The organism is Streptomyces sp. Y2F8-2 (assembly GCF_014905555.1).
Lineage (GTDB): Bacteria > Actinomycetota > Actinomycetes > Streptomycetales > Streptomycetaceae > Streptomyces > Streptomyces cynarae.
Window position 1 is genome coordinate 726140 of the sequence record NZ_BNGS01000003.1, and the last position, 24862, is coordinate 751001.

Annotated in this window: 22 protein-coding genes and 2 tRNA genes; 16 read left to right on the forward strand and 8 right to left on the reverse strand. The window is 70.7% G+C overall.

What is annotated here, in order from left to right:
• Positions 1-64: 64 nt before the first annotated feature.
• On the reverse strand, positions 65-607 hold the full coding sequence (locus SY2F82_RS13310; protein ID WP_236041391.1) for a PPA1309 family protein: 543 nt from the start codon (positions 605-607) through the stop codon (positions 65-67).
• A gap of 174 nt (positions 608-781) precedes the next feature.
• Here SY2F82_RS13310 and SY2F82_RS13315 point away from each other — a divergent pair, with 174 nt between their 5' ends.
• From SY2F82_RS13315 to SY2F82_RS13330, 4 genes are all read left to right on the forward strand, one after another.
• Positions 782-3769, forward strand: a complete 2988-nt coding sequence (locus SY2F82_RS13315) for a UPF0182 family protein (RefSeq protein WP_200419445.1) — start codon at positions 782-784, stop codon at positions 3767-3769.
• Between the two features lie 43 nt (positions 3770-3812).
• Positions 3813-3886: transfer RNA gene (locus tag SY2F82_RS13320), tRNA-Met, on the forward strand.
• Positions 3887-4114: 228 nt separating this feature from the next.
• Positions 4115-6064 carry a tetratricopeptide repeat protein gene (locus tag SY2F82_RS13325; protein ID WP_374707151.1) on the forward strand — a complete coding sequence of 650 codons (1950 nt, stop codon included), beginning with the start codon at positions 4115-4117 and terminating at the stop codon, positions 6062-6064.
• An 89-nt stretch (positions 6065-6153) separates the two neighbouring features.
• Positions 6154-6227 (forward strand) — tRNA-Met (locus SY2F82_RS13330).
• Positions 6228-6362: 135 nt separating this feature from the next.
• Here the strand turns inward: SY2F82_RS13330 and SY2F82_RS13335 are convergent.
• Positions 6363-6779, reverse strand: coding sequence for a Fur family transcriptional regulator (locus SY2F82_RS13335; protein ID WP_200419219.1), 417 nt, complete (start codon positions 6777-6779; stop codon positions 6363-6365).
• 151 nt (positions 6780-6930) lie between these two features.
• Here SY2F82_RS13335 and SY2F82_RS13340 point away from each other — a divergent pair, with 151 nt between their 5' ends.
• The gene (locus SY2F82_RS13340; RefSeq protein WP_200419220.1) at positions 6931-8391 is read left to right on the forward strand and encodes a catalase; all 1461 of its coding nucleotides are present in this window, start codon (positions 6931-6933) and stop codon (positions 8389-8391) included.
• Positions 8392-8502: 111 nt separating this feature from the next.
• Here the strand turns inward: SY2F82_RS13340 and SY2F82_RS13345 are convergent, their stop codons facing one another.
• Positions 8503-8898 carry a cyclic nucleotide-binding/CBS domain-containing protein gene (locus SY2F82_RS13345; protein WP_200419221.1) on the reverse strand — a complete coding sequence of 132 codons (396 nt, stop codon included), beginning with the start codon at positions 8896-8898 and terminating at the stop codon, positions 8503-8505.
• Positions 8899-9211: 313 nt separating this feature from the next.
• Entirely contained in the window at positions 9212-10012 is an 801-nt protein-coding gene (hisN, locus tag SY2F82_RS13350) for a histidinol-phosphatase (RefSeq protein ID WP_200419222.1), read from the reverse strand.
• 204 nt (positions 10013-10216) lie between these two features.
• Between hisN and SY2F82_RS13355 the strand changes: the two genes are divergently transcribed.
• On the forward strand, positions 10217-10825 hold the full coding sequence (locus SY2F82_RS13355; RefSeq protein WP_200419223.1) for a TetR/AcrR family transcriptional regulator: 609 nt from the start codon (positions 10217-10219) through the stop codon (positions 10823-10825).
• A gap of 64 nt (positions 10826-10889) precedes the next feature.
• On the opposite strand, the gene SY2F82_RS13360 is transcribed toward SY2F82_RS13355, so the two are convergent.
• From SY2F82_RS13360 to SY2F82_RS13375, 4 genes are all read right to left on the reverse strand, one after another.
• Entirely contained in the window at positions 10890-11213 is a 324-nt protein-coding gene (locus SY2F82_RS13360; RefSeq protein ID WP_200419224.1) for a multidrug efflux SMR transporter, read from the reverse strand.
• A 101-nt stretch (positions 11214-11314) separates the two neighbouring features.
• Positions 11315-12325: a ribosome small subunit-dependent GTPase A gene (gene rsgA, locus SY2F82_RS13365; RefSeq protein WP_200419446.1), complete on the reverse strand. Its 1011-nt coding sequence runs from the start codon at positions 12323-12325 to the stop codon at positions 11315-11317.
• A 17-nt stretch (positions 12326-12342) separates the two neighbouring features.
• Positions 12343-13659: a 3-phosphoshikimate 1-carboxyvinyltransferase gene (gene aroA / locus SY2F82_RS13370; protein ID WP_200419225.1), complete on the reverse strand. Its 1317-nt coding sequence runs from the start codon at positions 13657-13659 to the stop codon at positions 12343-12345.
• Between the two features lie 169 nt (positions 13660-13828).
• The gene (locus tag SY2F82_RS13375) at positions 13829-14560 is read right to left on the reverse strand and encodes a M50 family metallopeptidase (protein WP_200419447.1); all 732 of its coding nucleotides are present in this window, start codon (positions 14558-14560) and stop codon (positions 13829-13831) included.
• 49 nt (positions 14561-14609) lie between these two features.
• Between SY2F82_RS13375 and SY2F82_RS13380 the strand changes: the two genes are divergently transcribed.
• The 10 genes from SY2F82_RS13380 to SY2F82_RS13425 all read left to right on the forward strand — a co-directional run bounded on the left by SY2F82_RS13380 (position 14610) and on the right by SY2F82_RS13425 (position 24846).
• On the forward strand, positions 14610-15434 hold the full coding sequence (locus SY2F82_RS13380) for an SOS response-associated peptidase (protein ID WP_200419226.1): 825 nt from the start codon (positions 14610-14612) through the stop codon (positions 15432-15434).
• 10 nt (positions 15435-15444) lie between these two features.
• Complete coding sequence (locus SY2F82_RS13385; RefSeq protein ID WP_200419448.1) at positions 15445-16071, forward strand: alpha/beta family hydrolase; 627 nt, start codon at positions 15445-15447, stop codon at positions 16069-16071.
• A 308-nt stretch (positions 16072-16379) separates the two neighbouring features.
• Positions 16380-17060 carry an RNA polymerase sigma factor SigR gene (gene sigR, locus SY2F82_RS13390; RefSeq protein WP_200419449.1) on the forward strand — a complete coding sequence of 227 codons (681 nt, stop codon included), beginning with the start codon at positions 16380-16382 and terminating at the stop codon, positions 17058-17060.
• The gene (gene rsrA, locus SY2F82_RS13395; RefSeq protein ID WP_200419227.1) at positions 17057-17359 is read left to right on the forward strand and encodes a mycothiol system anti-sigma-R factor; all 303 of its coding nucleotides are present in this window, start codon (positions 17057-17059) and stop codon (positions 17357-17359) included. Before sigR ends, rsrA begins: the two co-directional genes overlap by 4 nt.
• Positions 17360-17553: 194 nt before the next feature.
• Positions 17554-18972 carry an HD-GYP domain-containing protein gene (locus SY2F82_RS13400; protein WP_200419228.1) on the forward strand — a complete coding sequence of 473 codons (1419 nt, stop codon included), beginning with the start codon at positions 17554-17556 and terminating at the stop codon, positions 18970-18972.
• Complete coding sequence (locus SY2F82_RS13405) at positions 18969-20213, forward strand: HD-GYP domain-containing protein (protein ID WP_200419229.1); 1245 nt, start codon at positions 18969-18971, stop codon at positions 20211-20213. The genes SY2F82_RS13400 and SY2F82_RS13405 overlap by 4 nt, the downstream gene beginning before the upstream one ends.
• 140 nt (positions 20214-20353) lie before the next feature.
• Positions 20354-21334, forward strand: coding sequence for a hypothetical protein (locus tag SY2F82_RS13410; RefSeq protein WP_200419230.1), 981 nt, complete (start codon positions 20354-20356; stop codon positions 21332-21334).
• 95 nt (positions 21335-21429) lie between these two features.
• A complete protein-coding gene (def, locus tag SY2F82_RS13415) occupies positions 21430-22080 on the forward strand; it encodes a peptide deformylase (RefSeq protein WP_200419231.1) in 651 nt (216 codons plus the stop codon).
• 319 nt (positions 22081-22399) lie between these two features.
• A complete protein-coding gene (gene cyc1, locus SY2F82_RS13420; protein WP_200419232.1) occupies positions 22400-23485 on the forward strand; it encodes an epi-isozizaene synthase in 1086 nt (361 codons plus the stop codon).
• Positions 23482-24846, forward strand: a complete 1365-nt coding sequence (locus tag SY2F82_RS13425) for a cytochrome P450 (RefSeq protein WP_200419233.1) — start codon at positions 23482-23484, stop codon at positions 24844-24846. The genes cyc1 and SY2F82_RS13425 overlap by 4 nt, the downstream gene beginning before the upstream one ends.
• Positions 24847-24862 lie beyond the last annotated feature (16 nt).

Here is a 24862-nt window from a genome sequence, read left to right on the forward strand (position 1 = left end):
TCTTCACATGGGTGGGGGCGCCCGGAAACCTCCGGGCGCCCCCACCCATGTGTACGCCGAACCCTCAGTCCTCGAACGTCGCCGCCAGTGCCTCTGCCAGGCCCGGCACCAGGTCCGGGCCCGTCAGCACCTCCGTCGCGGAATCCTTCTCGCGCAGCCGCAGCGCCGACTCCCGCGCGCCGTCCCGCAGCACCGCCACCGTCATCCGCACCTCCTGGCGCTCCGGGTGCTCGGCGACCCAGGCGGCCAGCTTCTTCTCGCTCAGTCCCTGGGGGACCTGGGACTCCGCGGACGGCGGCAGCATCAGCCGCTCCACCGTGAGCGCACAGCCGGCCACCGCGTCGGGCCAGGCGATGGTGCCGAGGAACTCGTCCAGCGGCCGGTCGGCAGGGATCTCGTCCTGCTCGATCGGGGTGAGACCCGCGGCCTCGGGCTCGTCCTGAAGGCCGAGCTGGGTCGCGAGCGCGGGCTCCTCGGTCCGCAGGCGCGCGGTGTCGACGAGGGCGAAGAGGCGAGCGGGCTGGTCCCAGCCGAGGCCGGAGGCGTACTCGTCGATCTCGAGCACGGCCCGGGTGAGCGGGTTCGCTGCCATGGGAGTGTTGGACATGGTCACAATCCTGCCTCGTTCCCACCCGGAAGCGGGAACCGAGTAAAGCGCCAGTAAGTTGCATAGGTGAGGCTCCGTGATCGTGGAGCCTCATCCATGGTCCGCGTTCACGGGGGCCTGACGGATCAACTCGGATCAACAGCGAACTTCGAGGTGCGCACCTTGGCTTTCCAGATGCCCGACCGCGGCGGAGGCCCGACGGGGCCACGGATCAGAGGGGGCCGCCCGTCCGGGCGGGCCCGGACCCTGCTCATGACGCTCGGGGTCCTCGCCGTCCTCGGTATGGCGTTCGTCATGTTCGCCGGTTTCTGGACGGACTGGCTCTGGTACCGGTCGGTGAAGTACTCGTCCGTCTTCACCACCACCCTGTGGACCAAGATCGGGCTCTTCTTCGTCTTCGGTCTGCTGATGGCGGCAGCGGTCGGCGTCAACATCTGGCTCGCGCACCGGCTGCGTCCGCCGCTGAGCGCCATGTCCATGGAGCAGCAGAGCCTCGACCGCTACCGGATGGGGATCGCGCCCTACAAGACGTGGCTGCTGCTCGGGATCACCGCCCTGGTGGGCCTGGTCGCGGGCGCCTCGGCGTCCAGCCAGTGGCGGACCTGGCTGATGTGGGTGAACGGCGTGCCGTTCCACCAGAAGGACCCCCAGTTCCACCTGGACGTCTCCTTCTACGCCTTCGACCTGCCCTGGTACCGCTTCCTGCTCGGTTTCGGCTTCGCCGCGACGGTCCTGTCGCTGATCGCCGCCGCGCTCACCCACTACCTGTACGGCGGGCTGAGGATCACCTCACCGGGAGCGCGCGCCACGGCCGCCGCCACCGGGCACCTGTCCGTGCTGCTCGGTGTCTTCGTCGCCCTGAAGGCGGTCGCCTACTGGCTCGACCGGTACGGACTGGCGGTCAAGTCCAGCGACTTCAAGGCGACCGGCAACTGGACGGGCCTGAGGTACGTCGACGCGAACGCCTACCTGCCGGCCAAGACGATTCTGTTCTGCATCGCGGTCATCTGCGCGCTGCTGTTCTTCGCCACCCTGTGGCGGCGCACCTGGCAGCTGCCCGTGATCGGCTTCGGCCTGATGGTGCTCTCGGCGATCCTCATCGGCGGGCTGTACCCGGCGATCGTCCAGAAGTTCCAGGTCCAGCCGAACGAGCAGGCCAAGGAGGCGCCGTACGTCGACAAGAACCTCAAGGCGACCCGCGAGGCCTACGGCATCGACGACGCCCAGGTCAGCGAGTACGCCGGGACGAGTAGCACCAAGGACAAGAGCACGCTGCGCGACGGCGCGGACGCCACGGCGAGCATCCGCCTGCTGGACCCGAACATCGTCTCGCCGACGTTCCAGCAGCTCCAGCAGATGAAGAACTACTACGCGTTCCCGACCAACCTGGACGTCGACCGGTACACGAAGGACGGCAAGGACCAGGACACGGTCATCGGTCTGCGTGAGCTGAACCTGAACGGCATTCCGAAGAACAACTGGATCAACGACCACTTCCGCTACACCCACGGCTACGGTGTGGTCGCCGCCAAGGGCACCACCGCCGACGCCAACGGCCAGCCCGTCTTCACCGAGTCCGACCTGCCGTCGACCGGTGACCTCGGGACGTACGAACAGCGGATCTACTACGGCGAGAAGACCACCACGTACTCGATCGTCGGCGGCCCCCAGAAGGAGATCGACTACTCCGACGACAACGGCGAGAAGACCACCAGCTACCAGGGCAAGAGCGGGGTCAGCCTCTCCAACCCGATCAACCGGGCCGCGTACGCGGTGGCATTCAGCGAGCCGCAGATCCTCTACTCCGGCGCCATAGGCGACGGCTCGCGGATCCTCTACAACCGCACACCCAAGGAGCGCGTCGAGGCGGTAGCGCCGTGGCTGACCATCGACGGTGACGCCTACCCCGCGGTCGTCGACGGCCGCATCCAGTGGATCGTAGACGCCTACACGACGTCGAACGGCTATCCGTACTCCTCCCGTACGACGTTGGGTGACACGACGGCCGACTCGCTGACCGCGGGCAACACCCAACGCGCGGTGATGGCCCAGCAGAACCAGGTCAACTACATCCGCAACTCGGTGAAGGCGACCGTCGACGCGTACACGGGCGAGGTCAAGCTCTACCAGTGGGACACCGAGGACCCCGTCCTGAAGACCTGGATGAGGGCTTTCCCGGGCACCGTGGAGCCGCGGAGCGACATCTCGTCGTCGCTGATGGCCCATCTGCGCTACCCGCAGGACCTGTTCAAGGTCCAGCGCGAGCTGCTGACCCGCTACCACGTCAAGGACGCGCAGACGTTCCTCAGCGGCAGCGAGGTCTGGCAGGTGCCCGACGACCCGACGAACAAGACGGGCAACGCGGTACCGCCGTACTACCTCAGCATGAAGATGCCCGACCAGCAGGCGCAGGCGTTCTCCCTGACGACGACGTTCACGCCGAACGGCCGTGACAACCTGAGCGCCTTCATGGCGGTCGACTCCGAGGCGGGCACCCCCGACTACGGCAAGATCAGAATCCTGAAGCTGCCGACGAGCAGAACGGTCGACGGGCCGAAGCAGGTCCAGAGCCAGTTCAACTCCGAGCAGAGCATCGCCGAGTCGATCAGGCTGCTGAAGGGCGGCGACTCCGACATCGAGTACGGCAACCTGCTGACCGTGCCGCTGGACGGGGGACTGCTGTACGTGGAACCCGTCTACGTCCGCGGCGGCGGGCTCAAGTACCCGCTGTTGCGCAAGGTGTTGGTGACCTACGGCGGCAACACCGCGTTCGAGGACACGCTCGACGAGGCGCTCAACAAGGTCTTCGGCGTACAGGGTCCCACCCCGCCGCCGGACACCGGGACCGGCAAACCGCCGACGCCCGGCAACCCGACCGTCCAACAGGCGCTCCAGGACGCCCAGAAGGCCTTCGACGCCGGCCAGGAAGCCCTCAAGAAGGGCGACTGGGAGGCGTACGGGCGGGCGCAGAAGGACCTCCAGGACGCGCTGAAGCGGGCCGAGGAGGCCCAGACCAAGGCCGGGAAGACCAGTGGCGGAGGCAGCGGCGGCGCGAGCGGCAGCAGTCCCTCCGCCACTCCCGGCAACTCGCCCGGCAGTTCGCCGAGCGGCAGCCCGAGCGGTTCGCCCAGCAGTTCCCCGAGCGCTTCCGGCGGCGGCTGAACCAGGGCTCCTCCCGTGCCGTGATACGGTGTAAGAACAACGGCGCGGGGTGGAGCAGCTCGGTAGCTCGCTGGGCTCATAACCCAGAGGTCGCAGGTTCAAATCCTGTCCCCGCTACTGAAGTCGAGGGCCCGGATCCTGATCGTGGATCCGGGCCCTCGACGTGTGTGCGACACGAGGGGCGTACGGCGTGACCAGGCGACTTGCCTGAAATGCGGCTGCTTGTGGGGGCAGTTGGCCACTTCTGTGTTTCACTTGTCTCTCTGTGGGCATGTCGACAAAACGCTGAAGTGACCTCACTGGCTGCGGTATACCAGGTGTACCCAGGTTGCAGGTGGTGCGACGATGGACGTTATGGGGGACAAGGCAACTCTGTTCGGGACGGGCCGATTTGTGCGGTCCGCCGACCGGCTCGCGGACCGGCCGGCCGAGCAGTCCGCCGACATGTCCGCCCACCGGCTCGTCCACCAGTCCGTCGATCACTCGGCCGATTCCTGTGCCGATTCCTCCGTCGACCCGACCGTTGACCAAGCCGTCGAGCAGGCCGTCGAGAGGGACGAGGCCGGTGAGGCGGCCGAGGAGGCGCGGCAGCGGCTCGCCGCCGAGGCCGGCGACGTCCAGGCGATGAGCGTCCTCGGGGCCATGCTGCTGCGCCGCGGCGATCTCGACGGGGCCGAGCCCCAGCTGCGCGCCGCCACCGCCGCGGGTGACCGCGCCGCCGCCAACAACCTGGGTGTCCTGCTGCACCAGCGCGGATACGCCGAGGAGGCGGCCGGCTGGTGGCGTATCGCCGCCGTCGCCGGGTCCGCTGCGGCCGCGCACGCGCTGGGACGGCACCACCGTGAGCGCGGCGACGAGCCGGCGGCCGAGTACTGGCTGCGCCAGGCGGCCGAGCAGGGGCATGTTCTGGGCGCGTACGCGCTCGCCGATCTGCTGGAGCACCGTGGTGACGACAGCGCCGAGCAGTGGATGCGGGCCGCCGCGGAGCGCGGGCACCGTGAGGCCGCGTACCGGTTGGCGAGAACGCTCGACCGCAGGGCGCTGTGCGAGCAGGAGGCCGGCGCTGACAACGGTGTCGAGACGTCCGTGCTCGAGGAGGCCGAGCAGTGGTACCGCCAGGCCGCCGCGCGCGGGCACCGGCGGGCGGCGCTGCACCTCGGGGCGATCCTGGAGAGGCGGGGCGATCTGAAGGAGGCCGGTCGCTGGTACCTGACCAGTGCGAAGGACGGCGAGGCGCGGGCCGCCTGCGCGCTCGGCTTCCTGCTGCGGGACGCGGGGGACACCGAGAGCGCCGCTGTGTGGTGGCTCAGAGCCGCCCAGGAGGGCGACGGCAACGCGGCGAACGCGCTGGGCGCCCTGCACGCCGAGCGTGGAGAGACGCAGACCGCCGAGCGGTGGTACCGGGCGGCGATGGACGCGGGCGATGTCAACGGCGCGTACAACCTGGGGCTCCTCTGTGCCGAGCAGGGGCGGACCGCGCAGGCCGAGCAGTGGTACCGGCGCGCGGCGTACGCCGGGCATCGGGAGGCGGCGAACGCGCTCGCCATCCTGCTGCTGCAGGGCGGGGACGCGACGGGGGCGGAGCCGTGGTTCTCCAAGGCGGCGGAGGCGGGGAGCGTGGACGCCGCGTTCAACCTGGGCATCCTCTACGCCGGGCGGGGCGACGACGGCACGGCCCTCGGATGGTACGAGCGGGCGGCTGCCGCCGGGCACACCGAGGCGGCGCTCCAGGTCGGGATCGCCCGGCTGCGCCAGGGCGACGAGCAGACGGCCGAACGGCATCTGCGCTGCGCCGCGGGGGGCGGCAGCGCGGAGGCGGCGTACCGGCTGGCCACGCTCCTGGACGCGCGGCGTCCCCCGGCGCCCGCGCACGAGCTGGGGGAGCCGTCGCACGAGAAGAGCGAGTGCGAGGAGTGGTACGAGCGGGCGGCCTCGCAGGGGCACCGTCGGGCGCAGGTACGGGTCGGGATGCTGGCCGCCGCGCGGGGGGACGTGGTGGAGGCGGCGCGGTGGTACCGGGAGGCGGCGGAGGGCGGGTCGCGGAACGGCGCGTTCAATCTGGGGCTGCTGCTGGCGCGGGAGGGAAGCGAGCCGGAGGCCGCGCTGTGGTGGGCCCGGGCGGCCGACGCCGGCCACGGTCGGGCGGCGTTGCGCCTCGCGCTGGTCTACGCGCGTCAGGGGGAGCTGGCGGAGGGGCAGCGGTGGGCCGACCGGGCGGTGTCGCTGGGGCCGTCGGAGGTGGCGGAGCGGGCGGCGCGGTTGCGGGACGCTCTGCGGGAGGAGCTGTCGGCGTGACGGAGAGCCGCCGCGGGCACCGGAGGAGCGGGGGCCGCTGAAGCGATTTGCCTCCGTCCGTGTCGTTGACGTAATGTTGCGTTCACCGACGCGGGGTGGAGCAGCTCGGTAGCTCGCTGGGCTCATAACCCAGAGGTCGCAGGTTCAAATCCTGTCCCCGCTACTGAAAGACCGAGGCCGGAAACCCAACAGGGTTTCCGGCCTCGGTTTGTTTGATGCGTCGGTGTGTTGATGCGTCCCTTGTGACGCGTTGTGATGCGCCCCTTGTGCAGGCGCACGCAAGGCCGGCGAAGCGCCGCTACGCCGCCGCGCAGTTCGGGCAGAGGCCGCGGTACGTCACCTCTACGTCCGACACCGTGAAGCCGAAGCGCTCCGAGTCGGGGAGGTCGGCCAGCGGGTTGCCCATCGGGTGGACGTCGCGGATCGTGCCGCAGTTGGCGCACACCAGGTGGTGGTGCGGCCGGTGCGCGTTCGGGTCGTACCGCTTGGCGCGCTTGTCTGTGGCGACCTCGAGCACCTCGCCGAGGGATACCAGCTCACCCAGCGTGTTGTAGACGGTTGCCCGGGAGATCTCCGGCAGCTTCGCGACGGCACGCGCGTGCACCTCGTCGGCCGTCAGATGAACGTGCTCGCCGTCGAGGACCTCGGCCACGACGCGCCGCTGCGCGGTCATCCGCCATCCACGTCCGCGCAGGCGTTCCAACAGGTCACTCATACCCACCAGCCTAACAGCAAGGGACCAGTTTCCGAACAGGTGTGAGTTTGGATATCTGCTTGACTTGGACTTTGTCCAATGTAGGATCGAGTCGGCGCTGGTCAGGTGACCGGGCTGGAAGGCGGCAGTGGCAGTGACTCAGGAGGCTCAGGTGACGCAGGGACCGCTCACGACGGAAGCCGGTGCTCCGGTGGCCGACAACCAGAACAGCGAGACGGCGGGCGTCGGCGGCCCCGTTCTCGTTCAGGACCAGCTGCTGCTGGAGAAGCTCGCGCGCTTCAACCGGGAGCGCATCCCGGAGCGAGTGGTGCACGCCCGGGGCGCGGGTGCCTACGGCACCTTCACGGTCACCGCCGACGTCACCCCGTACACGCGTGCCGCCTTCCTCTCCGAGATCGGCAAGCAGACCGAGGTCTTCCTGCGCTTCTCGACCGTGGCCGGCAACCTCGGCGCCGCGGACGCCGTCCGTGACCCGCGCGGTTTCGCGTTGAAGTTCTACACCGAGGAGGGCAACTACGACCTCGTCGGCAACAACACGCCGGTGTTCTTCATCAAGGACGCCATCAAGTTCCCCGACTTCATCCACACCCAGAAGCGCGACCCGTACACGGGCAGCCAGGAGGCGGACAACGTCTGGGACTTCTGGAGCCTCAGCCCGGAGAGCACCCACCAGGTGACCTGGCTCTTCGGCGACCGCGGTATCCCGGCCTCCTACCGCCACATGGACGGCTTCGGCTCGCACACCTTCCAGTGGAACAACGAGGTCGGCGAGGTCTTCTGGGTCAAGTACCACTTCAAGACCGACCAGGGGATCAAGAACCTCACCGCCGAGGAGGCCGAGATCCTCGCGGGCAAGGACCCCGACTCCCACCAGCGTGACCTGCGCGAGGCCATCGAGCGGGGCGAGTACCCGACCTGGACCGTCTCCGTCCAGATCATGCCCGCGGCCGAGGCGGCGACCTACCGCTTCAACCCCTTCGACCTGACCAAGGTGTGGCCGCACGGCGACTACCCGCTGGTCGAGATCGGAAAGCTGGAGCTCGACCGCAATCCGGAGAACATCTTCGCCGAGGTCGAGCAGTCGATCTTCAGCCCCGCCCACTTCGTGCCCGGTATCGGTCCCTCCCCGGACAAGATGCTCCAGGGCCGCCTGTTCGCCTACGGCGACGCGCACCGCTACCGCGTCGGCATCAACGCCGACCAGCTGCCGGTGAACCGCCCGCACGCCGCCGAGGCGCGCACCCACGGCCGGGACGGCTTCCTGTACGACGGCCGGCACAAGGGCGCCAGGAACTACGAGCCGAACAGCTTCGGCGGCCCGTTCCAGACCGGCCGGCCGCTGTGGCAGCCGGTCCCGGTGCAGGGCGTCACGGGCAGCCACGAGGCCCCGGTACACGCCGAGGACGACGACTTCGTGCAGGCGGGCGATCTGTACCGCTTGATGTCCGAGGAGGAGAGGGGGCGCCTGATCGGCAACCTCGCGGGCTCCCTCTCGCAGGTCTCGCGCGACGACATCGTCGAGCGCGCGATCGACAACTTCCGTCGAGCCGACGGCGACTTCGGCAAGCGCCTGGAGGCCGCGGTGCAGTCCCTGCGGCCCCTTCGCGGCTGAACCGGCGCGGCTCACGCGGACCTGGTTGCCCGCCGTCGGGGTCGCTCCGTCGATGGCCGCGGTCGAGTGCGGTGCCTGTGCGGATCCTGTCCGTACAGGCACCGTCGTGCATCAGCTCACCGCTGCCGGCCGCCGGGCCGGGGCCCAGCAGCGGATGATGTCGCGGACCGAGACGACGCCGACGGGTTCGTCGTCGTCCAGGACGATCAGATGCCGGAAACCGCCGTGGGCCATGGCCTGCGCGGCCTCCTCGAGGGTCCAGGACGGCGCGGCGAACACGACGTCCATGGTGGTGTGAGCCTGGGCCCGTTCGATGTCCGGGCTCTGGCCCAGGCCGACGGAGTTGAGGATGTCACGCTCGGTGAGGATGCCGGGGCCGCCGGCGTCCGGGTCGAGGACCACGGCCGCGCCGACCCGGCGGGCGGACATCAGGGCTGCTGCCTGGCGGAGAGTGTGTGCGGGGCCGATGGTGAGGACCACGGTGCTCATGGCGTCGCGGACGAGCATGGGGCGGAGCCACCTCCTACGAGTGCGCTGGACCGAACCCACTCGACCGCACTGGCTCAGGGCTCCGGAATCGTGGGATGCCGCCCGCCGGAAGCGCCCGCCCCAGGCTTCACAAATTCACAAGTGGGTGAAGCCCAGGTTCCCAGGCAAAGGGCCGGTCAACAAGAGGGCGCGCGGCGCGAGTTCAGGGGCGCTCGCGGTGCACAGCAGCACCCCTGTGCACCGCTGGTGTCTCGTACCGGCCGGTAGGCGCCACCGGTCGTTCAGACACCAGTAGGGCTGGTACCGGTCGGTCGTTCAGACACCAGTAGGGCTAGTACCGGTCGTTCAGATAGTCGAGCAGGGTGTCGTGGAGCAACCCGTTGGACGCGGCCGCGTTGCCGCTGTGCGGGCCCGGGCGGCCGTCGAGGCCGGTGAAGGAGCCGCCGGCCTCCGTCACGATGATCGCGTTCGCCGCCATGTCCCACAGCGACAGCTCCGGCTCGGCGCAGAGGTCCACCGACCCCTCCGCGACCATCATGTACGGCCAGAAGTCGCCGTAGCCGCGGGTGCGCCACACCGTGCGCGTCAGGTCGAGGAAGCCGTTCAGCCGGCCCTGCTCCTCCCAGCCCGACAGCGAGGAGTACGCGAAGGACGCGTCCGACAGCCTTGAGACGCGCGAGACGTGCAGCCGCGACGCCGAGGACAGACTGCGCCCCGTGAACGCGCCGTGCCCCTTCGCCGCCCACCAACGGCGGCCCAGCGCGGGCGCCGAGACAACACCGACGACGGGTTGGTAGCCCCCTTCGCCCGCCTCCATCAGCGAGATGAGCGTGGCCCACACCGGCACGCCGCGCACGTAGTTCTTGGTGCCGTCGATCGGGTCGATCACCCAGCGGCGCGGGCCCGTGCCCTCGACGCCGTACTCCTCGCCGAGGATCGCGTCGCGCGGCCGGGCGCGCTGGAGCTGGCCGCGGATGAGCTCCTCGGCGGCCTTGTCGGCCTCGCTCACCGGTGTCATGTCCGGTTTGGTCTCGACCTTGAGGTCAAGGGCCTTGAACCGGCCCATGCTCGCGGCGTCGGCCGCGTCCGCGAGCACATGGGCGAGCCGCAGGTCATCGAGATAGTCGGGCATGACCGAACCGTATCCGCCTCTTCGCCGGAAGGGCCACACGGGACGGGGGATCTTCCTGGGGCGCCTCCGCGGGCGGCCCCGCGCTGCCGTGCGATCGCGGCGTGTGACGGCCGGTACGCGCCCCTCAATGCCGCCGAGAACTCTTGACACTGTTGGTGCACGCGTCAACCCTGTGCGTCAGAGCCGCTGGTCCCGAGGGAGGCGATGATGCCTGCAGCGCGGGAATCCCTGCTGGACGCCGCTTATACGGCGCTCCAACACCGTCCGTGGTCCGCCGTGCGCATGGTGGACGTGGCCGCGGCGGCCGGTGTCTCCCGCCAGACGCTGTACAACGAGTTCGGCAGCAAGGACGGGCTCGCCCGCGCCTTGGTGCGCCGGGAGGCGGACGGGTACCTCGCCGGTGTCGAGAGGGCTCTCGCCCCACCCGGGGACATCGGCGAGCGACTGGCTTCGGCCGCGGAGTGGACCGTCTCGGCGGCCCGCCAGAACGTCCTCGTCCGCGCCATGCTCACCGGATGCTGGAGCGAGTCGTTGCCGTCGCCGTCGCTCGCGGCCGTGCCGTCCGGCTCCGCCGTACCGGCACAGCGGCGGGCCGATGGGCCGCTGCCCTCACCGTCGGATCTTGTGGGCCTGGTCCGTGATCGCGCCGTGACGGCGGTGGCCGTGCCCGGCCTCGGCAAGGGCGATGCCGTGGAGTTGGCCCGTGTTTGTGAGGTGGTCGTCCGGTTGTCGCTGTCGTGTGTGGCGGCTCCGCCAGGGGAGGGTGGGGTCGCGGAGCTGGTGCGGGCCGCTCTGCCGCGGCAGGTTCGGTGACGGTGCGCCCCGGGCCCCGCCTCTCATGGGGCGTGCCCCTGTTATGGGGCGTGCCCCCTCGGTCTCAGTGAGTCGAGCCCGAAAGCTGCAAGCCGATCACGCCCACGATCACGAACGTGATCGAGACGATCTTGAGGGTGGACACGAGGTCCCCCAGGAACACCATCCCGTAGATCGCCGTCCCCGCCGCCCCGATCCCCGTCCACACCGCGTACGCCGGACCCACGTCCAGCTTCTTCAGGGACAGCGTGAGGAGGCCGAAGCTGCCCAGCGCGAAACAGCAGAACGCGATGGTCGGCCAGAGCCTGGTGAAACCGTGGGAGAGCTTGAGGCAGACGGCGAAACCGGTCTCGAGAAGTCCGGCCACGATGACCAGCAGCCACGCCATGTGTCGTCCTCCCGCGTCCCCACGCCGACTGCTCAGGTCCTGTCGGATCTCGATGCGAGTAAGCCTTTACCTGCGGGTGAGCGACGCAAACACCGGCGAGGTCAGTCGCCCTCCCTGCGTTCCCTTGTGGAGAGCAGCCTGCGCAGGGAGTAGAGCCGGGCCGGATCCGCGTGCCCCTCGGCGACCCATGCGTCCAGCGCGCAGTCCGGTTCGTCGTGGCTGCACGCCCGCGGGCAGCCCTCGGTGCCGGGCTCGAGGTCCGGGAAGGCGTGGATGACGCGGGACGGGTCGATGTGGGCCAGGCCGAAGGACCGTACGCCCGGGGTGTCGACGACCCAGCCGCCGGCCTCCCGCAGCGGCAGCGCGAGCGCCGAGGTCGTGGTGTGCCGGCCGCGGCCCGTGACCGCGTTGACATGCCCGGTCATGCGACGGCGGTCCTCCGGAACCAGCGCGTTGACCAGGGTCGTCTTGCCCACACCCGAATGCCCGACGAACGCGGTGACCTTGCCGTCGAGGTGCTCGCGCACCCGGTCCGCGGCGTCGCCGGTCTCCAGTTCCTCACGGCTGGTGACGACGTAGGGGATGTCCAGGTCGCCGTACAGCTCCAGGAGCTTCTCGGGCGGGGCGAGGTCCGACTTGGTCAGCACCAGCAGCGGGTCCAGGCCGCCGTCGTAGGCCGCGACCAGGCAGCGGTCGATCAGGCGCGGGCGCGGCTCGGGGTCCGCGAGGGCGGTGACGATGGCCAGTTGGTCGGCGTTGGCGACGACCACGCGCTCGTAGGGATCGTCGTCGTCGGCGGTGCGGCGCAGCACCGACGAGCGCTCCTCGATGCGGACGATCCGCGCGAGAGTGTCCTTCTGGCCGGACAGGTCGCCGACCAGGGCGACGCGGTCACCGACCACAGCGGCCTTGCGGCCCAGTTCACGGGCCTTCATCGCCAGGACCGTACGGCCGTCGACGAGGCAGGTCAGCCGCCCGCGGTCCACGGTGAGGACCATGCCCTCCGCCGCGTCCTCGTGCTTCGGCCGGATGTTCGTACGCGGCCGGTTTCCCCTGCGGTTGGGACGCGTGCGGATGTCGTCCTCGTCGGTGTGCTTGCCGTAGCGGCGCATGGTCGTCAGTCCGCCCGTCAGTTCCCCAGCATCCCGGTCCACAGGTCGGGGAAGTCCGGCAGCGTCTTGGCCGTGGTCGCCACGTTCTCGATCCGCACGCCCTCGACCGCGAGGCCGATGACGGCGCCCGCGGTGGCCATGCGGTGGTCGTCGTAGGTGTGGAAGACCCCGCCGTGCAGGGGGCGCGGGCGGATGTGGAGACCGTCGGCGGTCTCGGTGACGTCACCGCCCAGCTCGTTGATCTCCTTGGTCAGGGCGGCCAGGCGGTCGGTCTCGTGCAGCCGCAGATGGGCCACGCCGCGCAGGGTGGACGGGGAGTCGGCGAGGGCCGCCACCGCCGCGATGCCCGGGGTCAGCTCGCCGACCTCGCCCAGGTCCACGTCGATTCCGTGGATGGCGCCGGAGCCGGTGAAGACCAGGCCGCGTTCGGTCAGTTCGCAGGAGCCGCCCATCTCGGTGAAGATCTCACGCAGGCGGTCGCCGGGCTGGGTCGTGCGGGCCGGCCAGTCCGGGATGACGACCTTGCCGCCGGTCACCAGGGCGGCGGCGAGGAACGGCTGGGCGTTGGACAGGTCCGGTTCGACGGTCAGGTCACGGCCGAGCAGGGCGCCCGGCGTGACCCGCCAGACATCGGGCTCGCCGCCCGACTCCGGGGTGTCCACCTGGGCGCCGACGGCGCGCAGCATGTCGACCGTCATGCGGATGTGCGGCAGGGAGGGCAGGGTCGCACCGGTGTGGCGGACCTCGACGCCCTGGTTGAAACGGGGGGCGGACAGCAGCAGGGCGCTGACGAACTGGGAGGACGAGGACGCGTCGACCGACACCGGTCCGCCGTCCAGCGCGCCGCCGCCGTGGACGGTCAGCGGCAGGGCGCCGCGGCCGTCGTCGTCGATACGGGCGCCCAGGGCGCGCAGGGCGTCGATCACGCCGTTCAGGGGGCGTTCGTACGAGCGTGGGTCGCCGTCGAAGCGGACCGGGCCGTCGGCGAGCGCGGCCACCGGGGGCAGGAAGCGCATCACGGTGCCGGCGTTGCCGACGTCGACCGTGGCCGGGCCGTGCAGTGCGGCGGGGATGACGCGCCAGGTCTCGCCGGAGCCGTCCGGGCCGACCCCTTCCTCGATGCCGACGCCCATCGCGCGCAGGGCCGCGGCCATCAGCAGGGTGTCGCGGGAGCGCAGCGGGCGGCGCAGCCAGCCCGGCTCGGAGGCGAGGGCGGCGAGCACGAGGGCGCGGTTGGTGACCGACTTGGACCCGGGCACGTGAACCGTCGCGTCGACGGCTCCGCTCGCGTGCGGGGCGGGCCAGAGGGCGGTGTGCGGGGGGTTCGGGGCCATGGCCCCACTCTATAAGGGCGCTGTTGAGGGGAGCATCGTTCGGGAGCGGCGCCGTCATGGCTGGTCGCTCCCCGCTCAAGTTCTCGGCTCCGTTCGAACAGCTCCTTTCGAACAGGGGACCTCCGTCGCGGCGGGGCCGCACATCGACACGGTCGGTCCCTGTTCGGCGTCACATTTCCAGCAGCCAGCGTCCGCCGCCCATCAGGGAGCAGAGCGACACCGTGTGGAACAGGAACAGCCACAGCCCGGCGGGCACGTTCGTCAGCCGGGCGAGCTGGTCGGCGTCCGAGTCCCGGGCGCCCCCGCGGGACCGCTTGGCCTGCAGCTCGAAGGCGGGGCGTACGCCGCCGAGGAGCAGGAACCACACCGCCGCGTAGGCGAAGGCCGCCTGCACCTGCGGGCCGGTCAGCCAGGACACCGCCAGGAACGTGCCGCCGGTCAGCAGCACGGTCAGCGCCCCGTACGCGTTGCGGATCATCACCAGCATCGACACGAGCAGCGCGGTGGCCAGCCACAGCAGCGCGGTGATGTGCCCGGCGGCGAGCAGCGCGGCGCCGCCGAGGCCGAGGAGCGGGGGAGCGGTGTAGCCCGCGGCTGCGGTGAGGATCATGCCGAGCCCGTACGGCCTGCCACGGCTGACCGTGAGGCCGCTGGTGTCCGAGTGGAGCCGGATGCCGGTGAGCGTGCGGCCGGTGAGCAGCGCGACCAGGCCGTGACCGCCCTCGTGCGCGATGGTGATCGCGTTGCGGGATATCCGCCACACGCTGTGCGGGACGACCACGGCGAGCGCCGCGACCATGGTGGCGATCACCACCCACAGTGCGGGGTCCGGTTGGCTGCCGAAGACCGCGTCCCAGAGATCGGGCAGCGAACTCAGCGAGGTCGAGGCGAGGCTGTCCATTGCGGTGAGTGGCTCCAGGTGTGTCGGCGGATCTGGCAGTGTGGCACGCATGTGCGGACGGTACGCAGCGAGTCGCAGGCCCGAGGATCTCGCAGGAATCTTTGAAATCGAGAAGATCGAGGAGCCGGAGCCGGAGGGGTCCCCGGCGCCCGACTACAACGTGGCTCCGACCAAGGAGGTCTACGCGGTACTGGACCGTCCTGTGAAGGACGCCGGCGACACGCGCCCGGTTCGCCAGCTCCGCCGGCTCAGGTGGGGCCTCGTGCCCTCCTGGGCCAAGTCCCCCGAGGGCGGCGCCCGCATGATCAACGCGCGCGCCGAGACCGTGCACGAGAAGCCGTCGTACCGCCGCGCCTTCGCCGCCCGGCGGTGCATCCTGCCTGCCGACGGCTACTACGAGTGGGTCACCGGCAAGGACGAGCGCGACCTGGAGGTCGAGGGGAGGCGGAAGCGCCCGCGCAAGCAGCCGTACTTCGTGCTGCCCGCCGACGGGTCGGTCTTCGCGATGGCCGGGCTGTACGAGTTCTGGCGGGACCGGACCCTGCCCGACGACCACCCCCGGGCCTGGTGGGTGACCTGCTCGGTGATCACCACGGAGGCGGAGACGACCCCGCTGGCGGTGGCCCCCGCCGAGGGCCCGCGCACCCTCGCCGACATCCACCCCCGGATGCCGCTGATGCTCACCCCGGACCGCTGGGACGCCTGGCTCGACCCGTCCCGCACGGACCCCGACGACCTGCGCTCCCTGCTGGACCCGCCGCCCCCCGGCCTGATGCGCGCCTATCCGGTCTCCACGGCGGTCAGCAACGTCCGCAACAACGGCCCGGAGCTGCTGAAGGAGCTGGCGGGGCCCGAAGAGGGCACACTGTTCTGACGTGACCGATGTGACACAGAGCGTCGAGACGGACGCCGGCACGGCCCGCGTCACCTGGCACCGGGCGAAGCAGGCGAGTCTGGTCCTGGCCGTGAGCCACGGCGCCGGCGGCGGCATCGAGGCGCGCGACCTCCAGGCACTCGCCCAGGTCCTGCCCGCCCACGGTGTGAGCGTCGCACTCGTGGAGCAGCCCTGGCGCGTCGCCGGCAAGAAGGTGGCGCCCGCGCCGAAGACGCTGGATCTCGGCTGGCGCGGGGTGTGGCCCGCACTCGCCGCCCCCGGGCTGCCGGTGATCTCGGGCGGACGCAGCGCCGGGGCCCGGGTCGCCTGCCGCAGCGCCGCCGAGCTGGGCGCGCACGCGGTCCTCGCCCTGAGCTTCCCGCTGCATCCGCCGGGCAAGCCGGAGAAGTCCCGCGCGGACGAACTGCTGGGCGCGGGCGTGCCCACGCTGGTGGTACAGGGCGGCAACGACCCGTTCGGCAGGCCGGAGGAGTTCCCCCGGGGCGGCTACGAGATCGTCGAGGTGCCGTACGGCGACCACGGCTTCGCGGTGCCCAAACGTGCGGACATCACCCAGGAGGAGGCCCTGGAGACCATCACCGACGCCGTGGTGAAGTGGGTCACGTCACTCGGGTGACGGCGGGGAATGTTGCGAGGCGGACCACTGTTGTCGGGATCAGACAGCACCGGGCGTGCTGTACGCACCGACGAGAGGAAGTCCGCCGCATGGGTTCGACCATCTGCCCACCCGTCGCCCACCACCACCCTGTGGACGGGCTGCGCCCGGCGGAGTCTGATTCGAGCCGCAGCAGCAGCGCTGACCTGGACTGGACGGTGCTGCACGCGGCCAGGACCGCTCCGATTCGAGCGGCGGCGGGCAACGATGTTCGTCTATCCTCCGATTCGAGTGGGATCGGTTTCGGTCCTGCCATGTCGTTGGAGGAGGTGGGTCCGGTCACCGGTACCGACGCAGGGACCGACTACGGCCAGGCGGAGCAGCCCGAGGGCCGGGGCACGGGCATGGAGTCGTCCGGCGAGCGCAGTGCGCGCTTCGAGCGGGACGCGCTCGAATTCCTCGACCAGATGTACTCGGCCGCGCTGCGCATGACGCGCAACCCGGCCGACGCCGAGGACCTGGTGCAGGAGACGTACGCGAAGGCGTACGCGTCCTTCCACCAGTTCCGCGAGGGCACCAACCTCAAGGCCTGGCTGTACCGGATCCTGACCAACACGTTCATCAACTCGTACCGCAAGAAGCAGCGCGAACCCCAGCGCAGCGCGGCCGAGGAGATCGAGGACTGGCAGCTGGCACGCGCCGAGTCGCACATGTCGACCGGCCTGCGCTCGGCGGAGTCGCAGGCGCTCGACCACCTTCCCGACTCGGACGTCAAGGAAGCGCTCCAGGCGATCCCCGAGGAATTCCGCATCGCCGTCTACCTCGCGGACGTAGAGGGCTTTGCCTACAAGGAGATCGCCGACATCATGGGGACACCCATCGGCACGGTGATGTCCCGGCTGCACCGGGGCCGCCGTCAACTGCGCGGCATGCTCGAGGACTACGCCCGCGAGCGAGGGCTGGTCCCGGCCGGCGCCGGAGAGTCGAACGAGAAAGGCTCGGGCTCATGAGCTGCGGAGAGCCGCACGAGACTGACTGCAGTGAGGTCCTGGACCATCTCTACGAGTTCCTCGACAGTGAGATGCCGGACGTCGACCGCACCAAGTTCCAGCAGCACTTCAAGGAGTGCTCCCCCTGCCTGGAGAAGTACGGGCTGGAGGAGGCCGTGAAGAAGCTGGTCAAGCGGTGCTGCGGCCATGACGACGTGCCGACGGACCTGCGGGCGAAGGTCATGGGCCGCATCGAGCTGATCCGCTCCGGCCAGACGGTCCCCGAGCACGATGTCACCGTGACTCCGCAGGAGTCCTGAACTCGCGTTCGGATGCTCGGTCAATCTCCGGCGGCTCGTCACTCGAACGTGCTAATCCATGGGCCGGAGGCCCATGGATTCGGCCAATGCCACCCCGGTGCGCCACCTGCCCCCCTAGGCTCCCGAGCCTGAATGGGGCATGACCGGGCCCGCCCGGTTCCGGGGCCGGGCGCCGGTCGGCGGGAGGTGGCGTCGTGGGACCGGTTCGGCCTTGGGGCTACGTGTACGTCGGTTGCGCCGCCCTGGCCGCGCTGTTCTGCGTGGCTCCCGTGCCGGAGCTGCCCATCCCCTGGTGGGCCGTCGCCCTGCTCGCCGTGCTCTACGCCGGCTGCGCGCAGGTCCCCCGGTGCTCCCTCGTGGGCCGCCACGCACCTGACGGCATGGGCACGTTCTTCCCCGTTCTGCTCGCCGGCGCCTTCCTGCTGCCGCCCCCGGCCGCCGCGCTCGTGCCGCTGCCGGGTGCCCTGCTGGCCCGGGTCGACGGGCGGCCGGCCCGGCTGCGCCGGACCTGGCGGGCCGCACAACTCGCCCTGGCCGTGTGGGCGGCCTCCCGGGTGCACTGGTCGCTCGGCGGCCACGACGCGGTCGTCGGCCCCCGCTTCCCGTACGCGCTCCTGCCCGCGGGTGCCGCCGTGGTGGCGTTCTGCCTGGCACTCACCGCCCTCGACGGCGGAATCCTGGCGCTCGCCGAGGGCGTACCGGCGCACACCGCCTGGCGCGGCCTGTTCCTGCGCTCCCTCGCGCCCGTCACCGTGCACGGCCTGGCCGGGCTCATGATGGCCGTGCTGTGGCGCAGCACATACGGGCCGGTCGCGGCTCTGCTCGTGCTGCTGCCCATGTACGTCTCCTGCTGGGTCTTCGCCCAGTACCACCGCGAGCGGGCGGCCCATCAGGCCACGATCCGGGCGCTCGTCCAGGCGGTCGACATCAAGGACGGCTACACCCGGGGCCACAGCGAGCGGGTCGGACAGGCCTCGATGATGATCGCCCGCGAACTCGGCATGGACGACGAACGCGTCGAGGTGCTGCGGTTCGCCGGGATCCTCCACGACGTGGGCAAACTCGGCGTGCCCACCCGGCTGCTGCGCAAGGACGGGCCGCTCACCCCCGAGGAGCGGCGGATCATCGAACTGCACCCCGAGTACGGCCACGAGATGGTCCGCGGCATCGGGTTCCTCGACGAGGCGCGGTCCGCGATCCTCCACCACCACGAACGCCTCGACGGCAGCGGGTACCCGTACGGGCTGACGGGCGACCGCATCCCCGAGTGCGCCCGCGTGGTCGCCGTCGCGGACGCCTTCGACGCCATGACCTCCACCCGCTCATACCGGCGGGCCCGCCCCGTCGCCGCGGCCCTGGACGAACTCCAGCGGTGTGCGGGGTCGCAGTTCGACCCGGCGATGGTGCGGGCGTTCGTCCGGGCCCTGGAACGGTGGGGGTACCCCTGCTCGAGCGAAGGGGGAAGAGGGGGAGGCCGGCACCCGGTAGTGACCGTGGACGAGGAGCGGCGCGAAGGGGCCGGGGAAGCCCGGGCGCGCGGAAACGTACCGCCTCCGGCCCTGCCCTCGGCCGGCCGCCCGGCCGAGCGGGGACCCGGTGGGGGCGGTGCATGACCGCCCGCCGCCTGCCCCTGGTCCTCGCCCACGCGGCGGCCGGGCTTCTCGGCGCCGGCTGCCTCGCCCACACCCTCCGGCACGGCCTCGAGGAACCCGGTGCCGCCCTCGCCTTCGGGGTGCTCATCGGAGTCGGCGAGCTCGGCCGGTGGAGCGGGGGCGGCGAACGGGAGCCCGCACCCCTCGGGGCGGCCGGTGCGCTCGCCTACGCCCTGCTCGGGGAGACCGCCGGCCGGCCCACCCACCACGGCGTGCCCCAGGTCGTCGCGGTGGTGCTCGCGGCCTCCCTCGCCTGTTGCGTGCCGCACGTGGCCCGTGGGCGCGGCCCCACCACCGACCACCTCACCCGCCGCCTGCTCACCGTCGGCTTCGCCGCGGTCTGCTTCCAGCCCCTCTACCACCACAGCGGACCGCATCAGCGGAGCGGACCCGCGTACGCGCTGGTCGTCGTCGCCCTGCTCGTCCTGACCACCCTCTGCGACGCGCTGCTCGCCGCCGCGCTCGCGCACTGCCGGACCCGCTGGCCGTTCGGGCCGCTGCTGCGCGACGAGCTGCGCGGCAGGCGCGGCATCGGCTCCGCGGTGTGCGCCACGGGAGCCGTGATGTCCCTGGCCGTCGCGGTCGTCGGCCTCTGGGCGCTGCCCGTCTTCTCGCTGCCGCTGCTGCTCACCCAGCTCTCCTACCGGCGCTACGCGGCCGTGCGCACCACCTACCGGCAGACCATCGCCTCCCTGGCCCGTGCCACCGAGATCGCCGGGTACACGCCCCCCGGACACGCCCGCCGCGTGGCCGAGCTCAGCCGGGCCGTCGGCCGTGAGATGGGCCTCACCGAGCCCGAGCTGACCGTCCTGGAGTACGCGGCCCTCATGCACGACATCGGACAGCTCAGCCTGGTCGACCCCGTCCCCGCCGGGGCCACCGCCCGGCTGCCCGCCGAGGAGCAGCGGCGCATCGCCCTGCTCGGCGCCGCCGTGGTGCGTCAGACCGGCGTGGACGCCGAGGTCGCCGTCGTCGTGGCACAGCAGGCCGACCCCTACCGGGAACAGCCGGTGAGCGCCAGAATCGTCCGGGCGGTCAACGCGTACGAGGAGATGGCGAGGGAAGAGACAGGACCGGGGGGACCGCTCGGCGCGCTGGAGCGGCTGCGGCTCGCCTGCGCCCGCGACTACCAGCCGGAGGTCGTGGAATCACTCGCACGAGTGCTGCAGCGAGACGGTCTGAGGGCCCCAGTGGTGGGGTAACCCATCGGTAATGAGCGCCCGTCCGGCCGTACGTGGTTGGATGCGAGGAGAGGGTGTTCGGGGGCACAGCTTGGTCCGTGGCCCCCGCAGACGGCAGGAATCCGGCAGGCGGGAATCGCAAGGGACTGGCAGGCGGAATCGTGAGGATCTTCGGAAAGGGACGGCACCGGCCCTCCGCCTCCTGGCGGCAGGCCACCGACCGCGCGTTCACCCTGATCGGTGACGGCCGGTACGAGGACGCGGGAGCGCTGCTGACCCGTGCCGCGGACCTGGAGCCCTGGCTTTCGGAGTCCTGGTTCAACCTGGCGCTGCTGCACAAGTTCCGCCACGACTGGGAGCAGGCCCGTACCGCCGGACTGCGCGCGGTGGCGCTGCTCGAGAAGGAGACCGGGGCCCCCGACTGGTGGAACGTGGGCATCGCCGCCACCGCCCTGCAGGACTGGCCGTTGGCCCGCCGCGCCTGGCAGGCGTACGGGCTGAAGGTGCCGGGGGGTGCCGCGGACTCCTCGGAGCCCGCCGGGATGGAGCTGGGCAGCGCGGCCGTGCGGCTGTCGCCGGAGGGCGAGGCCGAGGTGGTCTGGGGGCGCCGGCTGGACCCGGCCCGTATCGAGGTGCTCTCCATCCCGCTGCCGTCCTCCGGGCGCCGCTGGGGCGAGGTCGTGCTGCACGACGGGGTCCCGCACGGGGAACGCACGACGGCCGCCGGGCACACCTACCCCGTCTTCGACGAGATCGAGCTGTGGGCGCCCTCGCCGGTGCCCACCTGGGTGGTCCTGCTGGAGGCCGCCACGGAGGCCGACAGGGACGCGCTGGAGCAGCTGGCCGCCGACGCCGGGTTCGCCGCGGAGGACTGGTCCTCGTCCGTGCGGCTGCTGTGCCGTACGTGCTCCGAGTCCCGGATGCCGGCCGACGAGGGTGACGGCGAGAACCTCGACCCGCACGACCACAGCGAGCCTGGCCACCCGGGGCCGCTGGGGCACCGTACGGACGGGCAACTGTGGGTGCCCGAGCGGGAGTGCGGGGTGGCCGCGCCGGCTTCGCTCGTTCGGGGGCTGCTGGACGGGTGGGTCGCGGACAGTCCTGACTCCCGGGACTGGCGGGACCTCGAAGAGGTGTGTTGACCGGGCCTTCACCGGTCTCCCGGGGAAGCCACCCGAGCACGCCCCGTAGGCTGTACTCGCAGATTCCCATGGTTGCAGGAAGGCGTACGTCGGTCATGGCGCAGCAGGACACCGATCAGCAGCACGCGGGCGTGCTCCCCGTGGACGACGAGGGCTTCGTCGTCGACACGGAGGACTGCGAGGAGCGCGAGACGGCCTGGCGGGAGCGTGGCACCTCACGGCCGATCACGGTCGTCGGCAACCCGGTGCTGCACAAGGAGTGCAAGGACGTCACCGAGTTCGGCGAGGAGCTCGAGCAGCTGGTCGCGGACATGTTCGCCAGCCAGCGCACCGCGGAGGGCGTGGGCCTGGCCGCCAACCAGATCGGTGTCGATCTGAAGGTCTTCGTCTACGACTGCCAGGACGACGAGGGCGTGCGCCACGTGGGCGTGGTCTGCAACCCCAAGCTCGTCGACCTGCCCGCCGAAAAGCGCCGTCTGGACGACAGCAACGAGGGCTGCCTGTCCGTGCCGACCGCCTACGCGCCGCTCGCCCGCCCCGACTACGCCGAGGTCACGGGGCAGGACGAGAAGGGCAACCCGATCAAGGTGCGCGGCACCGGCTACTTCGCCCGGTGTTTGCAGCACGAGACGGACCATCTGTACGGCTACCTCTACATCGACCGGCTCTCCAAGCGCGAACGCAAGGACGCCCTGCGACAGATGGCCGAGAACGAACCCCGCTACCCCGTGGTGGCCAACGACTGAGCCCAGGGGGCGTCTCGAACGCCCCCGGCACTCCCTCGTCGACGGCGCCGGGCCGGGCACTCCGCCCGGCCCGGCGCCGTTCGCGTAGGTGTCGCGTTCATGTGTGCGTCGCACATTCGATCCCTTGTACGCATGAACTGATCCTTAATCAGTCACACAAGGGGAGAATCTCGGCACAGTAGGGGAGTGGGTGAAGCAAATCCGTTCCCATGCCGGTCAGTTGTAGTGCTGAATGGAATGCGCGGGACAACGCGACGGCGGTGCGCCCGGCACGACGGAGGGGGCGCGGCGCCAACCGGCCGCTGAGAGGGGTTTGTTCGTGCCAGCTTTCCCACACAGCACTTCACCGACGGCGACCGCGGTCGCGGTTCCACCGGCGCTCCGACTACCGGTGATCGAGGCCGCGTTTCCCCGTCGACTGCACCCGTATTGGCCCCGCCTGCAGGAGAAGACACGTTCCTGGCTGCTGAAAAAGCGGCTCATGCCGGCGGACAAGGTCGAGGAATATGCCGACGGACTGTGCTACACCGACCTCATGGCGGGCTACTACATCGGCGCCCCCGACGAGGTCCTGCAGGCGATAGCCGACTACAGCGCGTGGTTCTTCGTCTGGGACGACCGCCACGACCGGGACATCGTCCACCGTCGGCCCGCCGCCTGGGGGAGGCTGAGGTCGCGGCTGCACACGGCCCTGGACTCTCCCTCGGACCATCTGCACCATCCGGATCCCCTGGTCGCCGGGTTCGCGGACAGCGTGCTGCGGTTGTACTCGTTCCTCGGCCCCACGTGGAACGCGCGCTTCGCCCGGCACTTCCACGCGGTGATCGAGGCGTACGACCTGGAGTTCCGGAACCGCACCCTCGGGCGGGTCCCGACGGTGGACGCCTACCTCGAGCTCCGCCGGCTCACCTTCGCGCACTGGATCTGGACGGATCTGCTGGAGCTGAGCGCCGAATGCGAATTACCGGAGCACGTCCGGAAACACCCCGCATACCGGCGGGCGGCCTTGCTGAGCCAAGAGTTCGCCGCCTGGTACAACGATCTGTGTTCGCTCCCCAAGGAGATAGCGGGGGACGAGGTCCATAATCTCGGAATCAGTCTCATCCATCATGAGGGGCTGACGCTCGAAGAGGCCGTCTCGGAAATACGGCGGCGGGTCGGTCAATGCGTCACCGATTTCATCACCGCCGAAAAGGAGGCAGTGCGGTTCGCCGACACCCTCGCGGACGGAACGGTACGGGAAAAGGAACTGGGCATCGCGGTCAGGGCGATCGTCGCAAACATGCGGAACTGGTTCAGCACCGTGTACTGGTTCCATCACGAGTCCGGCCGGTACCGGGTCGACAGCTGGGACGACCGGTCGACACCCCCGTACGTCGACAACGAAACGGCAGGTGAGAAATGACTCTGGAATCGGTCAGGGCCCAGGCGCCGATGGAGCCGTCTGTTCCGCCACTCGCCGGGGGTGGCGTCCCCGGTCTCGGGCACGGCTGGAAACTGGCCCGCGATCCGCTCGGCTTCCTCACCCGACTGCGGGACGACGGCGACGTCGTACGGCTGAGGATCGGCCCGAAGACGCTGTACGCGGTCACCAGCCCCGAACTCGCGGGCGCCCTCGCGCTCAGCACCGACTTCCAGATCGGCGGGGCGCTGTGGGAGTCGCTCGAGGACCTGCTCGGCAAGCAGGGCGTGGCCACCAGCAACGGGGCGCTGCACAGGCGCCAGAGGCGGGCCATCCAGCCGGCCTTCCGGCTCGAGGCCATCCCCGCCTACGGCCCGATCATGGCGGAGGAGGCGCACGCGCTCGTGGAACGCTGGCGCTCCGGCGCCGCCCTCGACGCCACCACGGAGGCCTTCCGCGTGGCCGTCCGCGTCGCCACCCGCTGCCTGATGCGCGGCAGTTACATGGACGCCCGGGCCGAGCGGATCTGTGCGGCGCTCACCACACTGTTCAGCGGTATGTACCAGCGCATGGTCCTGCCCCTGGGGCCGCTTTATCGCCTGCCGCTTCCGGCCAACCGCGAATTCAACCGGGCATTGGCCGATCTGCATCTCCTGGTCGACGAGATCGTCGCCGATCGCCGGGCATCCGGTCAAAAGCCGGACGATTTGCTGACGGCTTTGCTGGAGGCGAAGGACGAGAATGGCGAGGCCATCGGGGAACAGGAGATCCACGACCAGGTCGTCGCCATCATCACCGCCGGAAGCGAAACCGTCGGTTCCATGATCATGTCGCTCCTGAAGGTCCTCACCGAGCGCCCGGACCAGGGTGACAAGATCCGCGACGAGGTGAAAACCGTCGCGGGTGACCGGCCGGTGGCATTCGAGGACGTCCGCAAGCTGACGTACACCGCGCACGTCATCGTCGAGACAATGCGTTTGCATCCCGCCGTATGGATATTGACGCGGCGGGCGGTGGCCGACACACAGTTCGGCGGGTACCGCATTCCGGCCGGGGCCGACGTCGTCTACAGCCCGTACGCGATCCAGCGTGATCCACGCTCGTACGGGCGGCATCTGGAGTTCGACCCCGACCGGTGGCTTCCGGAACGGGCCAAGGAGGTCCCCAAGCACGCGATGACCCCGTTCGGCGTCGGCAACCGCAAGTGCCCGGGCGATCACTTCTCGATGGCCGAACTCACCCTCCTCACCGCGGCGATGGCCTCCGCCTACCGCTTCGAACAGGCACCCGGGTCCGAGCCCGGGCCCCGCATCGGCATCACGCTCCGCCCGCGCCGACTGCTGCTGCGGGCCCTGCCGCGCTGACCACCCGCACCCGCAC

Bases quoted from the DNA above. Each gene is read 5' to 3' on its own strand.
- SY2F82_RS13345 (WP_200419221.1), bottom strand. From the start codon at position 8,898: ATGCTCGTCCGCGACGCCATGAGCACCGTGGTCCTCACCATCGGCCCC.
- SY2F82_RS13425 (WP_200419233.1), top strand. From the start codon at position 23,482: ATGACTCTGGAATCGGTCAGGGCCCAGGCGCCGATGGAGCCGTCTGTT.
- def (WP_200419231.1), top strand. From the start codon at position 21,430: ATGGCGCAGCAGGACACCGATCAGCAGCACGCGGGCGTGCTCCCCGTG.
- SY2F82_RS13315 (WP_200419445.1), top strand. From the start codon at position 782: ATGCCCGACCGCGGCGGAGGCCCGACGGGGCCACGGATCAGAGGGGGC.
- hisN (WP_200419222.1), bottom strand. From the start codon at position 10,012: ATGCCCGACTATCTCGATGACCTGCGGCTCGCCCATGTGCTCGCGGAC.
- rsgA (WP_200419446.1), bottom strand. From the start codon at position 12,325: ATGCGCCGCTACGGCAAGCACACCGACGAGGACGACATCCGCACGCGT.
- SY2F82_RS13360 (WP_200419224.1), bottom strand. From the start codon at position 11,213: ATGGCGTGGCTGCTGGTCATCGTGGCCGGACTTCTCGAGACCGGTTTC.
- rsrA (WP_200419227.1), top strand. From the start codon at position 17,057: ATGAGCTGCGGAGAGCCGCACGAGACTGACTGCAGTGAGGTCCTGGAC.
- SY2F82_RS13375 (WP_200419447.1), bottom strand. From the start codon at position 14,560: ATGGACAGCCTCGCCTCGACCTCGCTGAGTTCGCTGCCCGATCTCTGG.
- SY2F82_RS13325 (WP_374707151.1), top strand. From the start codon at position 4,115: ATGGACGTTATGGGGGACAAGGCAACTCTGTTCGGGACGGGCCGATTT.
- SY2F82_RS13335 (WP_200419219.1), bottom strand. From the start codon at position 6,779: ATGAGTGACCTGTTGGAACGCCTGCGCGGACGTGGATGGCGGATGACC.
- SY2F82_RS13355 (WP_200419223.1), top strand. From the start codon at position 10,217: ATGATGCCTGCAGCGCGGGAATCCCTGCTGGACGCCGCTTATACGGCG.
- aroA (WP_200419225.1), bottom strand. From the start codon at position 13,659: ATGGCCCCGAACCCCCCGCACACCGCCCTCTGGCCCGCCCCGCACGCG.
- SY2F82_RS13310 (WP_236041391.1), bottom strand. From the start codon at position 607: ATGTCCAACACTCCCATGGCAGCGAACCCGCTCACCCGGGCCGTGCTC.
- SY2F82_RS13405 (WP_200419229.1), top strand. From the start codon at position 18,969: ATGACCGCCCGCCGCCTGCCCCTGGTCCTCGCCCACGCGGCGGCCGGG.
- SY2F82_RS13380 (WP_200419226.1), top strand. From the start codon at position 14,610: ATGTGCGGACGGTACGCAGCGAGTCGCAGGCCCGAGGATCTCGCAGGA.